Here is a 12,681-nt window from a genome sequence, read left to right on the forward strand (position 1 = left end):
TTTTTTATGTCCAATGTCCCCTTTGTCACCATAGCAACACCCATTCTTCTGGAATTTTTAGGTACGGTGAACCTGTACCCATTCAAGGACAGTACTTCCTCCAAAAATTGTTTATCTTAGGCTATGCAATACGTTCAGCCGATATTCCCCAAAGCACTTCTTTTCTTGGTTATACTGCTGTTTTCCATTTGCCTACCGGTATCTGCGCAGCAAGCACTCTTCCAATTTGGTGTGGAAAAGCAGTTTGATGACCTGATCGGTGGTCAGGAGGGAGGCAAGCCGATCCAATGGATCGATGTGAACACGTCCGATTCGACTTGGCATGTAAATGGCACGGTCTTGGAAAACAATGGGGAGCCCATTGGTGTCGTCCGTTCTGCGGAGATGTACGAGAACTTCATTATGCGGGTGGAGTGGCGACACTTGGAAAAGGGTGGTAACTCGGGCATATTTGTCTGGAGCGACGCCAAAGCAGACTCCCAGACGCGACTTCCCCTAGGGATGGAGGTGCAGATGCTGGAATTGGATTGGGTGAACCAGAACGCCGTCAATGGCGTCCCACAGCCGATAGCCTATGTGCATGGGGAACTGTTCGGGGCTGGCGGAATGACCGCATCTCCGGATAATCCGCGCGGTGAGCGCAGCAGGTCGCTGGAGAACAGATGCCTGGGAGTAGGGGAGTGGAACACCTATACGGTGATCTGTGTGGATGGGACAGTAAAGCTGGCCGTAAATGGTAAATTTGTGAACAGTATCCGCCTTGCCTCAAAACGGAAAGGGTATATCTGCCTGGAAGCCGAAGGCGCAAAAATGGAATTCCGAAACCTGCAGGTCATTCCTTTGGAACCCGGCATGGACCGCCCGGAATTCGTCGTTGAAGAAATTAAGGAATAATAAATCAATAGATTGAATATAATGAATAAATACTTTTCACTCCTGGTCGCCGCAGCTTTGTTGAGCTCATGCGGGGGCGGGAAATATGCTAGTACGGAGAAAATCTATAAAAAGAAAGCGAAGGACTTTGCTGAGCTGTACGAAGCGGCGCCTGTTGAAGATCAGATCGCGAAAATTGCTGCAGCCAATAAGGAATGGATAGCCTCCACGAACTTTGGCGTGCGCAAGCCCAATTATGTGATGATCCACCATACGGCACAGGTGTCGCTGGATCAAACCATCAAGACATTCCATAATCAGAAAGTGGGGGTGAGCTCGCATTATGTCATCGGTAGGGACGGCAAAATCGTACAGATGGTCAATGACCTCTATCGTGCTCACCATGCCGGATTAGGGCGTTGGGGCAACGATACGGACCTCAACTCGTCCAGTATCGGTATCGAATTGGACAACAACGGCACAACAGACCCTTGGCCGGAAGCTCAGATTACGGCACTGACACAGTTGTTGGCCTACCTGAAGGAAACCTATAAAATTCCGCAGGCCAACTTTATCGGCCACATGGACTATGCCCCGACTCGGAAGAATGACCCTTCTCGCTTCCCGTGGAAGACCCTCGCGGATAAAGGTTTCGGATTCTGGTATGATGGCGTCCTGGAAACACCGCCCTATGGTTTCGACCCGAAACTGGCGCTACGGATCATCGGCTATGATGTCAAGAATACCGACTCCGCCATCAAAGCATTCAAGCAGCATTATATCCAGAAGGACACCAACTCGGCCGTATTGAACGAACAGGATCTCAAAATCCTCTACGCAATATTCAAGAAGTTCCTATAAACGGATCGGAAAAAATTCCGGTGGCACTGACCACCAAGAGCAAGCCCCACTGCCGTTAGGCAATGGGGCTTGTTTATGTACGTTGGTTTTGTTCGAAATCGGATTATTATTAGACCGTTTTCACGAATTTCTCGTCGTAGTTTTCGATATCCACAATATATCGGTTGCTGATCAGGAAGTCAAACAACGGCTTGGCTTCTGGCGATACCGGCATGTTCTTCGTGGTCACGATTTTCTCGTTCTTCTTGTCCAAATACGGGTAAGCATATAGTTTCACGTTCTTGCTGAACATTCCTGAAATGTAGGTCAAGAGCTCGTTTGTATAGTTTTCCTTGTTGTAATTGTCGGAATTGAAGATGTTCTTCAAGTTGGATACGTTGGTCGCAATACCGATGTGTTTCGGGCGCAGGGTCTGCACGAATTCCGCCAAGTGGTTGTTCCGTCTGAAGTTGGACACCATGATGTTGTTCCCTGTGGAACATAGGTATTCGGCACGTTCCGCAAAATAGATCAGATCCTCGTCCGTAATGCTGGAATTCTCGTCCAGGACATTCCCCATCAGTACCTCGATCAGTACGACCGTATCTTCAGGAATGGCTCCCGTATTCTTCTTGAATTCCTCCACGGCAAGGTTGAAGAGGTCAAAGTTCGGGTTGGATTTCTGACGGTATTTTGTCCGGAGGATAATGATGTTCTTCTTGTACAGGTAATCCTTGATCTGCGCCGCTTTACCATCCGGTTTGAAGATGGCGGCCTTGGAGAATCCCTTCGCGATCAGGTACAGGTTCAATAAGCGTTCGTTTGCAGATTCGAATAAAGGACCTGAAACCTTGACTAAGTCGATTTCCACCGATCCTACAGAAAGGTTATCCACAAGGGATTCGATCATGGTCTGCGGGTTTTCCGCGTAATAGAAGGCCGCAAACACCAGGTTTACACCCAATATACCCAGCACTTTGGTCTGTAGTCGGTTGTCACTGTCCAATAAGCGGACGTGGATGACGATATCGTTGGTTGGGCCGTCCACTTCGTGCTGGAAACGGATACCGATCCAACCGTGAGGCTCATTTGTTTTCGTAAAGTTTAAGGTGGTTACCGTGTCGGCAAAGGCAAAGAATTTTTTGTTGCAGTATTTCTCTCCGTGCAGGCGCTCGGTCAACAGTTCGTATTCATGGACGAGCATCTTGTTCAGGCGGGTCCTGCTGACGTAGCGTCCCGACTCCTCAACCCCATAGATGGCATCACTGAAGGCCATGTCATACGCGGAGATGGTCTTCGCGATGGTTCCCGATGCGGCTCCGGCCTCGAAGAAATTCCGTGCAACTTCCTGACCTGCTCCAATTTCCGCAAATGTACCGTAGATATCCGCGTTTAAGTTAATTTTAAGTGCCTTACGCTTGGTTTCGTAAATTTCTCTTGCCATACGGCAAAGGTAAGAAAATAGCGTTAATTATTGTGGGAATTGGCGGGTGTAAAGAATAAAATTAGGCAAGATTACAGCTTGCCTAACTTTTTTAAGGTATAGAATAGGGCCGCACTGTGCAGCGCCTGTCCGATTTTGTTTTCCAGGAGGAATTGCTTCGCTTCTTCGATGCTCATGTGCACCACCTCGATGTCTTCCGACGGATCCAGCTGCTGTTCCTGCACCTTCTTTCCACCTGTCAGTAGGTAGGTATAGGTCAAGTTGCCGGAAGTCGCCGGGTTGGCGAACAGCTCGCAGACGTAGGTGGCTTCGCCAAAAGCATAACCCGTTTCCTCCATCAGTTCGCGGCGTGCCGCGTATTCAGGATCTTCCCCTTCTTCCACAACACCCGCAGGGAGCTCCACCATCACCTCGTTGGCACCATGTCGGTATTGCCGAACGAACAGGATTTCTTCCTCTTCGGTAATACCGACCATATTGACCCAAGTTGGGTACTCCAGCACATAGTACTCTTCCTTAATGTTGCCGTTGGGCATCTCTAGCTTGTCCACGCGCAAGGTCGCCCATGGCCGCTGAATGATATAGGAAGAGTCCAATACTTTCCATTTTTCCATTAGTCTTTTACGATATCGTCCATCATCAACCTAACTTTATCATCCAATCGGTTGGAAACTTGTCCGAACTCCGAAGTAAACTCCAACTGATCCTTCACCGAGCAATAGAATTTGATTTTCGGTTCGGTCCCGGAAGGGCGAGCAGAAATCACATCTCCATCCTTGGTGATAAATTGTAGTACATCCGATTTCGGAAGATCGATCTTGGACTTCTTGCCGCTCTGCATGTCCGTGGATTCACTGTGCTGATAATCGCGCACTTCAACCACTTCAATGCCGCCCAATGTTTTTGGCAGGTTTGCTCGCAGGTCCGCCATCATTTGCTTGATCTCGTCAGCACCGGCTTTGCCTTTCTTCGTTAGGGAGATCAATTTCTCCTTGTAGTAGCCATATTCCAGGTACAGCTTCATCAAGACATCATATAGCGATTTGCCTTCCTCCTTGAAGTATGCCGCCATTTCAGCGATGAATGCACAGGAGTTTACCGCGTCCTTATCGCGTACAAGGTCGCCGACCAGGAAGCCATAGCTTTCTTCACCACCCACCAGATACGTTTCTTTACCCAATAACTTGGTCATCACTTCTCCGATAAACTTGAATCCCGTCAGGGTCTCATAGCATTTGACATCGAATGATTTGGCGATATCGGCAAATAGGTTGGACGTGACGATGGTTTTCACGATATATTGATTGTCCTTTAATTGACCGAGCTCTTTCTTGCTCGATAGCACGTAGTAGGTCAAGAGACTACCGATCTGGTTCCCATTGATCAACTGGAACTCTCCGGATGGTAATTTCACGGCTACACCCACGCGGTCAGCATCGGGATCCGTTGCCATCACCACGTCGGCATCGATTTCCTGACCTTTCTGCATGGCCATGGACATCGCTTCTTCCTCTTCCGGATTTGGATAGACCACCGTTGGGAAATTGCCGTCAGGTTTGGATTGTTCATCCACCACCGTAACGTTGGTGAATCCCCACGCTTCCAACATCTTGGGAACAATGGTGATTCCCGTTCCATGGATCGGGGAATAAACGATCTTCAGATCCTTCTGTGCCTTTACGGCTTTCGGGTGCAAGCTCAATTTAAGGTTGGCATCGATATACAGTTGATCGAAATCTGCACCCACCATGTGGATGTTCTTCTCGTTGCGGTCGAACTTGATGTCCTTCACGGAGGTAATGGCATTCACTTCCGTAATGACGTTCTTATCGTGCGGCGCCACCAACTGTCCGCCATCGTTCCAGTACGCTTTATATCCGTTGTATTCCTTCGGGTTATGCGATGCGGTCAACATCACCCCGCCCTGACAGCCAAAATGGCGTACAGCGAAGGAAAGCATCGGTGTCGGTCTTAATTCCTCGAAGAGGTACACCTGAAAACCGTTCGCGGAAAAAACATCCGCTACGAGGTGACCGAAAGATTGCGAGTTGTTGCGGCTATCGTACGATACGGCCACTTTGATCTCTTCCTTCGGAAATTCCTTCTTCAGGTAGTTGGCCAACCCTTGGGTCGCCTTGCCGATCGTGTATTTATTCATCCGGTTGGATCCCACGCCCATAATGCCGCGCAGACCGCCTGTACCGAACTCCAATTCCTTGTAAAAGGAATCGAGCAGTTCCGTTTCCTGTTCCTGATCGATCAGGTCCTGGACATTCTTTACGGTTTCAGCATCGTATTCGTCTGAAAGCCATTGATTTACTCTTGCTTGTGTGTCTTTATCTAAATTGCCCATAAGGTGCTCATTAATTTCGTTGTGATCGGGTTGATGTGCTTATGCGTCGCAGTTTCCGTAGGAACGGTCCAGCAGGGTAACATACCATGCGCCATCAAATTGTTTAACATGGAAAATCAAAAAGTGTTCTTCCGCAGGGTTCAAAATGACACGGAAACTTCCATTTTCCAGGTTGCTGATCTGGGCTTTCATGGTATCGTCGAATTTAACCTCGTTATATTCATCCTGGAACTTGGCGATGGTTTCCAGAACCTGCGTTTTGCTGGTGCTGGTGGAATCGCAGAAGAACCCCAATTTCGTCCATTTATCGGTGTCGCATTGGAATTCCGGTAGGGCTTCAAATGTCAATACCTTATCGTTCGGGAAGGTGGTGTAGGGATAGGATTCCGGAACGGGTTTGCTGAAATCCAGACTGTCCACTACCGTAAAGTTATCCATGGCGCCCGGGCGGTACACAATGGCAATGCCATGGTCCGGATGGATGAGCGCATTCGCCTTTCCATTGTCCTGACTTTGGTAGGCACGCACGAACCGGGTGATGACCTCAGAAATCTGCTGAATCTTCTCCGGGTTATCCAGCGCCACGCGGGTCACGGTATCCGTAGCACCACTGGCTTGCTTTTGTTTGTTGTTACAGGAGCCCAGGAAGAGGGTAAGGGCCACAAAGAACAGGATGTATTTTCTGATCATGATTATTTGTTGTTTTTCCGTATAGTTTGTTCGATGGTATCCCACATTTCTGCAGGGATGGCTTCCATGCCGTTCATCTGTCCGGCGCCTTGCAACCATTCACCACCATCGATGCTGATGATCTCCCCATTGATATAGCCGGCAAAGTCCGATATCAGGAACGCCGCTAAATTAGCCAATTCTTGGTGTTCCCCAACACGTTTCAATGGAACACGGTTCTTAAAGTCGAATTTTTGTGCCAATTCTCCCGGAAGGAGTCTATCCCACGCCCCTTTGGTCGGGAATGGACCTGGCGCAATCGCGTTGTGGCGAATGCCGTATTTTCCCCATTCCACCGCTAAGGACTTGGTCAGGGTGACCACGCCGCCCTTGGCAACTGCAGAAGGTACAACATAGCCGGAACCTGTGAAAGCATAGGTGGTCACAATGTTCAGTACATTCGCCTCCTGTTTATTCTCGATCCAGCGCTTGCCAAATTCCAGCGTACAGTTGACCGTACCCTTCAGCACGATGTCGATGATCGTGGAGAATGCATTCGCCGAAAGGCGCTCCGTTGGGGAAATGAAATTGCCGGCAGCATTGTTCACCAGCACATCCACACGGCCGAAGATCTCCTCCGCCTTTTCGCGCATCAGTTTTATCTCCTCTGTCGAACGGATATCGCAGGCAACCGGCAGTACCGGATTGCCGGTCTTCGCCTGTATTTCCTTGGCCGTTTCTTCCAACACCTCCAATTTCCGGCTGCTGATGACCACATTGGCGCCAAGCTCCGAAAAATAGGTGGACATGGCTTTTCCCAGTCCTGTTCCGCCACCCGTTACCACAACGGTCTTGCCCTTGAGGGCATCTTTCTGTAAGGCTCCTTGTACTGCCATATATTTATTTTTTTGTCAGATTAGTAATGATTGTCTGTAGGATGCTCCGCGTTGATGGTCGCCACCACTGCTCCAAGACCTGGTCGATGGCCGCACCTTTGGTCGCTTCAATATGCTGCAGCAGTCCCTTGCGGATATTCTGTTTCGACGATTGCCACGCATGTCGCTCAAATTGCATGTATTGTTTTGCCTTCCGCGTTGCGGTGTTCATGATGATATCAAAATCGACCACCTCATCCAGCAACCCGACCGAAAGCCCTTCCTGCGGTGTCAATAACTTCCCTTCCAATAGGAACCGTGCGGCATTGCCCGATCCGATCCAGAAACTGTACAGTTCATAGATGCTGTTCGGCACGATGATGCCAACGGGAACTTCGTTCAGGCCGATAATGTATTCCCCCGCACTCATGATGCGGTAGTCCGAACATAGAGCCAACACACAGCCACCAGCAGGCGAATGCCCGGTAATTGCCGAGATCAAGGGCTTCCGGAAGGAAACCATCTCCTGAATCAAAGAAATAAACTTATCCCAGAATGTACGCATCTGCGCTTCATCGTATTGGAACAGCGTGATCAGGTCTAAACCTGAGGTGAAGAACCCCTCTTTCCCGTAGAGAACAACCGCCTGAACGCTCTCGTCTTCCGCCAATCGGCTGAAGGTTTCGGAGAGTTCCTCGATCATTTCCAAGTGCATCGCATTGGATTTCCCACGGTCCAATTGGAGGTAGCATATATTATCGGTTACCTGTGTTTTTGTAAATGTGCTCATATTGAAAGTTTACGTGCTATGATTATCGAAATTTACGTAAAAAATATGCTACATGACAAATAAACAGTCCTTATTTGCGCCAAAAAGGACTGTTTATTTTAACGGCGTAGCGTATTGTTGATGGTGAATTACTGGACCTCAATTGTTTTGATGGCATGAACGATCCGACCATGGGTATCGATCCCTTCCACGATGATACGGTAGGTGCCTGGTTGGTCCGAGGTATAGAAGTCGAACTGTGCCTTTCCCTGCTTATCCGTGATGATATTGGGCTCCCAATGGATTGTTGTCCGCTGGTCGTTCTGGAACTGCTGTGTCGACCCTGTGGCATAGGAAGGTTTATAGAATTCCTTCGTGATGGAGATCCCCGGTGGCGTGATGGCCAAAATCCCCGTCGGGTTGTAGGCTGGTGAACTGATGGCATCGCGTCCAGTTTTCGACGTGATAATAATCACACCGTTACCACCGAAGCTACCGTAGATTGCTGTGTATTCCGGGGAACGGAGCACCTCGATACTCTGCACATCAAACGGCGTAATCTGATCCAGCATATCCGCCTCCACGTACATCCCATCCAGAATTACCTGCATTTCGGAATTGCTGCGCATGCTGAAGGGTTTCCCGTTTCTGAAGTCCACGCCCGTCAGGCGGCCAGTAAGGCAAGCGGCGAGGGTGACACAATTGCCCAATTCATCGGCCGTGATGGTTTGGTTCGCGCGGCCAGGGCCATTCAGGTTGGAGGAGTTCTCGGAAGCCTTAGGTCGCTCCCGACGGATAACGATCTCCTCGATCAGAATCGCCTGATCCATTAACCCTTTCTGTTCCAGTTCCCGATGGAAGGATTTGTTGGCCTCCAGGAACTGCTGGTAGGTGCTGTTGATATCTTTGCGAATGCCATTGGCACTCAGGTTCATGTCTACCGGAGGTCCCAACCGGGGGGCATAGTGGATATCCACGTTGTTCTTGCCCTTTTGATTTCTTGCGGAAAGCAGGAACTTGACGCTGTCGGGATAGATCAAGTCCTGAAACAGGAATTCGCCCTGCTCATTGGTGACCGTATCGATAAAGTCAAAAAAGTCGTTGGTGGAAATCAATTGCAGGGGAGCCTTCGGTACAGGCGCCTTTCGGCCAACCCGACGTACTGACCCGGCAATGCTGAGTCCTTTTTCCGGTGCAAAGGCCGGTTGGACGCCGATCAGCGAATCCAACTTGTCTACATTGATCTTCCGCCACGCCTGCGTCAGCATCAGCTCGTCCATTTCCTTTTCGCGAATGCGGCCATCCGGCAGGAAATAGGAACCTGGTTTTTCTATATAGCCCTGAATATCCCCATGCAGAAAAAGCGAACTGAGGATATTGCCATTGACTTCAGCTTCATCTTGGTAATTGTTCATGTTGACCACGGCTGCAGAAAGGGCTGCCACGCGCGCGGTATCGGTTTCATGACCGACTTGGATGGTGTTGCTCACCAATTCCCGTTGCCCGTAGGATGGCTTGTTTTGCTGAATGGTAAAGGGCAAGTTGCTCGATTGTTCATACTGGAAAACCGCGCGTTCCGCCAAGGGAATGAATTGCTGATTCAATAGGGTGACGGTGAGTACACCGGTCGGTATGTTCTCTTTTGGAATGGTGAATAGGACATTCCGTTGTCCGGCTTTCTGTTTCGCCATGTATAGGATATTGCCCAGGTGCTGCAGGCAGACATACAGGTCCTCGCGGTTGACCTTGCTTTCTGACATGTTCGCCTGTACGAAGAGTTTCTTGCTGTCGCCCGTATTCAATGCCAGCGAATAACCTTCCTCGACTATACCGCTGAGGGGCTGCTCTTGGGTGGTGCCATCACTAAATTGCACCTGTACGGTGTAGGTTTCTCCCTTCGCGATGGGGGTGTTCACCGAACCCATACCCAAGTTATTCAATGTTACGGTTGTTGCAACCTCCTTTTTCGAGGTCAGTACCTGGACAGTTGCCGGAATGCCCAAGCCATTTGGATTGAGGGCCTTAAATGCGATTCTATTGACCTCGTCTGCAAGCAGAACACCGCCTTCCGGAAAATATTGCAGGCTGTTCTGCGCATGGAAACCGGCAGTAACGATCTGTTTCTTGACGATGGACTTGTTTATATTGGTAAAGCGCAGGGCAATGGTCTTACCCCTGTTCTTGTCTGTCACGCGGATTTTCAGTGTCCCGTCGGACGCGATTCCCTCCCTGCCGCGATCGATCACGTTGTCTCCATCCAACACCTCGTAGTGGACCGTGGTTTTTGGCCAATCCCCACCCTGTGGGTTCACCAGGTGCAGGCGGTAATATTCCTTGCCTTCCTCGGTGATCAGGCTGCTGCTGCTCGCCACATTATCCGAACGCAGGTTTCCGATATTGATAATTTTCTCAAAGAAATAGCTGGTCGGTGCATTCCGCATCCAATTGGTGTAGGCGCGCATCCTGTAGGATCCCTCCACCAGGGTATCCACCAGTTCGATATCCCCCATGCCCACCCCCGAGAAAACGGTGTTGATCTTCTTGGAAACTATGGCACCCGAAGGGTCGATCAGTTCGACATAGGCGATGTTGGAGAGCTGCGACAGGCTATTGCGCAAACCCAGCGTTGAATAGAGCTTGTAGAAAATGGTTTCCCCCGCACCATAGATCTCCCGATCGGTCTGCATGTGGATTTTCTCCTGTGGGTTATTGGCCGCATAGGAATCCATCTGCTGTTGGAAGACATGGGTTTGTGCCGATAAGAAAATAGGGGATAGGGAGCTGCAGAGTAGAATAATCAGGGCTATAAAATGCTTCATCATCAAGCTGGTTAATATTCTATAATTATACGAAATTCTTTAAAAAGTTCACAAAAGAAATTTTAAAGAGCGGAATTTCTCATCTGCTTCAATATCTTTGCGGTATGAATATTCTAATCATCGGCTCTGGAGGTAGAGAGTCTGCCTTTGCCTATAAGATCGCTCAAAGCCCCAAACTAAGCAAGTTATATATCGCACCGGGAAATGCAGGTACCGGACAATATGGTGAAAATGTTGACCTGAAGGTTACCGATTTTGATGGCATTGCGGACTTCGCCCTGAAAAATAAGGTGGAGATGATTGTCGTAGGTCCGGAAGAACCGTTGGTAAAGGGTATTCATGATTATTTCCTGTCACGCGAAGACCTAAAGGGTATCGCCGTGGTAGGGCCTCAGCAGGAAGGTGCCCAGCTGGAAGGATCCAAGGACTTCTCCAAGGAGTTTATGATCCGCCACAATATCCCGACGGCAGCGTTCAGATCCTTCGATAAATCCAATGTGGAGGAAGGATTGGCGTACCTGGATACACAGAACCTCCCGATCGTGCTGAAAGCGGATGGCTTGGCACAGGGTAAAGGGGTGTTGATCCTGGATTCGTATGAGGAGGCTAAAGCGGAGCTTAAAGCCATGATTACAGATGCGAAATTCGGCGAGGCGAGCAGCGTGGTCGTTGTGGAGGAGTTCCTGAAAGGGATTGAACTTTCGGTATTTGTCCTGACGGACGGTAAGGACTATAAGGTCTTGCCATCGGCAAAGGATTACAAGCGTATCGGCGAAGGCGATACTGGTCTCAATACGGGTGGTATGGGTTCCGTTTCCCCGGTTCCATTTGCCGACCAGGAGTTCTTGGATAAAGTGGAACAACGCATCATCAAACCAACCGTGGATGGCTTGAAACAGGATGGTATCCCGTACAAAGGATTTATCTTTATCGGCCTGATGAACGTAGGTGGTGATCCGTATGTGATCGAATACAATGTCCGCATGGGCGATCCGGAAACGGAATCGGTATTGATCCGTATCGAATCGGATCTTGTGGATCTATTGGAAGGTGTGGCGAAGGAAGATCTGGCGTCACGTTCCTACACGGTAACGGATAAAACCGCAGCAACGGTTATGATTGTTTCCGGCGGCTATCCAGGTAGCTACGAAACTGGAAAGGCAATCGCCAATATGGAAAATGTGAAGGAATCCATCGTGTTCCATGCCGGTACCAAGTTGGACGGACAGCAGGTCGTGACCGCAGGTGGTCGTGTCCTTGCCGTAACAGCCCTTGAAGATGACCTATTCTCCGCCCTGCAACAGGCAACTGCCGACGCCGGACGCATCTTTTTCGAAGGGAAATACTTCAGAACAGACATCGGTTTCGATTTAATTTAAAAATATCGGTTTCAAAGCCAATGAGTTATATTTTTGCCGATGGAAATATTTTGGAGGATAGAATAAAGACTCTATATTTGCATCACCAAAGCAAAAAGGCCCGTTCGTCTAGGGGTTAGGACGCAAGATTTTCATTCTTGAAACAGGGGTTCGATTCCCCTACGGGCTACGGAAAAATGCTCAGCGAAAGCTGAGCATTTTTAGTATGTAGTAGTTGGTATTTAGAATTAAGACCTAGGGGGGACTGCTTTGTCCTTCCGAACTTATCCATTGCTGTTGCTCCTTTCCGTCATAGTCTCGATATCGTTCCTGTGATAGTAAAGTCTTCCTCTTATCTTACGATAGGTAATAATCTCCTGATGCGTAGATTCTGAAGGGTTCCAGGAGATATCTTGAGCAATTGCCTGATTCTGCACTTTTGAGCCATACCCGCTCGTTGCTATTTTTTGCATTAAGGTTGAAAATTTCCTTCATCTCTTCAAACAGCTCCATCTTGAGCTGACGAAGGTCTTCCATCGTCACTACTTTGATTTCCATATCTTATTTCGTTTAAATACACAGTGCTTTGTTAAAGAACATTTTGGAAAGGGGAAATAAAACTAAGTAAATCATCATAAACAAAAGAAACTGTTTAGATTTTAGATAGGATTACCTTTCCAC

The 12,681-nt window shown here is 48.9% G+C and carries 11 protein-coding genes and 1 tRNA gene; 4 read left to right on the plus strand and 8 right to left on the minus strand.

The features are described 5' to 3' along the window. Positions 1–123 precede the first annotated feature (123 nt). Positions 124–894, plus strand: coding sequence for a 3-keto-alpha-glucoside-1,2-lyase-like domain-containing protein (locus G6N79_RS03685; protein WP_103906633.1), 771 nt, complete (start codon positions 124–126; stop codon positions 892–894). A gap of 21 nt (positions 895–915) precedes the next feature. Continuing rightward, positions 916–1,734, plus strand: a complete 819-nt coding sequence (locus G6N79_RS03690; RefSeq protein WP_103906634.1) for an N-acetylmuramoyl-L-alanine amidase — start codon at positions 916–918, stop codon at positions 1,732–1,734. A 109-nt stretch (positions 1,735–1,843) separates the two neighbouring features. On the opposite strand, the gene G6N79_RS03695 is transcribed toward G6N79_RS03690, so the two are convergent. The 7 genes from G6N79_RS03695 to G6N79_RS03725 form a co-directional block, all read right to left on the minus strand. Continuing rightward, on the minus strand, positions 1,844–3,157 hold the full coding sequence (locus G6N79_RS03695; RefSeq protein ID WP_103906635.1) for a nicotinamide mononucleotide adenylyltransferase: 1,314 nt from the start codon (positions 3,155–3,157) through the stop codon (positions 1,844–1,846). Between the two features lie 71 nt (positions 3,158–3,228). After that, positions 3,229–3,771 (minus strand): NUDIX hydrolase, encoded by a 543-nt coding sequence (locus G6N79_RS03700; RefSeq protein WP_103906636.1) that lies wholly within the window; start codon positions 3,769–3,771, stop codon positions 3,229–3,231. Continuing rightward, the gene (locus tag G6N79_RS03705; RefSeq protein WP_103906637.1) at positions 3,771–5,510 is read right to left on the minus strand and encodes a phospho-sugar mutase; all 1,740 of its coding nucleotides are present in this window, start codon (positions 5,508–5,510) and stop codon (positions 3,771–3,773) included. The genes G6N79_RS03700 and G6N79_RS03705 overlap by 1 nt, the downstream gene beginning before the upstream one ends. A gap of 39 nt (positions 5,511–5,549) precedes the next feature. Then, on the minus strand, positions 5,550–6,200 hold the full coding sequence (locus G6N79_RS03710; RefSeq protein WP_103906638.1) for a hypothetical protein: 651 nt from the start codon (positions 6,198–6,200) through the stop codon (positions 5,550–5,552). Between the two features lie 2 nt (positions 6,201–6,202). Continuing rightward, complete coding sequence (locus G6N79_RS03715) at positions 6,203–7,075, minus strand: SDR family oxidoreductase (RefSeq protein ID WP_103906639.1); 873 nt, start codon at positions 7,073–7,075, stop codon at positions 6,203–6,205. A 4-nt stretch (positions 7,076–7,079) separates the two neighbouring features. Then, positions 7,080–7,844, minus strand: coding sequence for an enoyl-CoA hydratase/isomerase family protein (locus tag G6N79_RS03720; RefSeq protein ID WP_103906640.1), 765 nt, complete (start codon positions 7,842–7,844; stop codon positions 7,080–7,082). 128 nt (positions 7,845–7,972) lie between these two features. Then, positions 7,973–10,645, minus strand: a complete 2,673-nt coding sequence (locus G6N79_RS03725; protein ID WP_103906641.1) for a TonB-dependent receptor plug domain-containing protein — start codon at positions 10,643–10,645, stop codon at positions 7,973–7,975. A 101-nt stretch (positions 10,646–10,746) separates the two neighbouring features. Between G6N79_RS03725 and purD the strand changes: the two genes are divergently transcribed. Together purD and G6N79_RS03735 are read left to right on the plus strand one after the other, a co-directional pair. Further along, positions 10,747–12,021 (plus strand): phosphoribosylamine--glycine ligase, encoded by a 1,275-nt coding sequence (gene purD, locus G6N79_RS03730; RefSeq protein ID WP_103906642.1) that lies wholly within the window; start codon positions 10,747–10,749, stop codon positions 12,019–12,021. Between the two features lie 97 nt (positions 12,022–12,118). Then, positions 12,119–12,190 (plus strand) — tRNA-Glu (locus tag G6N79_RS03735). Between the two features lie 167 nt (positions 12,191–12,357). On the opposite strand, the gene G6N79_RS03740 is transcribed toward G6N79_RS03735, so the two are convergent. Next, a complete protein-coding gene (locus tag G6N79_RS03740) occupies positions 12,358–12,558 on the minus strand; it encodes a hypothetical protein (protein ID WP_234993212.1) in 201 nt (66 codons plus the stop codon). Positions 12,559–12,681 lie beyond the last annotated feature (123 nt).

The sequence above is a fragment of the Sphingobacterium lactis genome, assembly GCF_011046555.1.
GTDB classification, from domain to species: Bacteria; Bacteroidota; Bacteroidia; order Sphingobacteriales; family Sphingobacteriaceae; genus Sphingobacterium; species Sphingobacterium lactis.

Coding starts and splice junctions, on each gene's coding strand:
- G6N79_RS03685 (WP_103906633.1), top strand. CDS start 124: ATGCAATACGTTCAGCCGATATTCCCCAAAGCACTTCTTTTCTTGGTT.
- G6N79_RS03690 (WP_103906634.1), top strand. CDS start 916: ATGAATAAATACTTTTCACTCCTGGTCGCCGCAGCTTTGTTGAGCTCA.
- G6N79_RS03695 (WP_103906635.1), bottom strand. CDS start 3,157: ATGGCAAGAGAAATTTACGAAACCAAGCGTAAGGCACTTAAAATTAAC.
- G6N79_RS03700 (WP_103906636.1), bottom strand. CDS start 3,771: ATGGAAAAATGGAAAGTATTGGACTCTTCCTATATCATTCAGCGGCCA.
- G6N79_RS03705 (WP_103906637.1), bottom strand. CDS start 5,510: ATGGGCAATTTAGATAAAGACACACAAGCAAGAGTAAATCAATGGCTT.
- G6N79_RS03710 (WP_103906638.1), bottom strand. CDS start 6,200: ATGATCAGAAAATACATCCTGTTCTTTGTGGCCCTTACCCTCTTCCTG.
- G6N79_RS03715 (WP_103906639.1), bottom strand. CDS start 7,075: ATGGCAGTACAAGGAGCCTTACAGAAAGATGCCCTCAAGGGCAAGACC.
- G6N79_RS03720 (WP_103906640.1), bottom strand. CDS start 7,844: ATGAGCACATTTACAAAAACACAGGTAACCGATAATATATGCTACCTC.
- G6N79_RS03725 (WP_103906641.1), bottom strand. CDS start 10,645: ATGATGAAGCATTTTATAGCCCTGATTATTCTACTCTGCAGCTCCCTA.
- purD (WP_103906642.1), top strand. CDS start 10,747: ATGAATATTCTAATCATCGGCTCTGGAGGTAGAGAGTCTGCCTTTGCC.
- G6N79_RS03740 (WP_234993212.1), bottom strand. CDS start 12,558: ATGGAAATCAAAGTAGTGACGATGGAAGACCTTCGTCAGCTCAAGATG.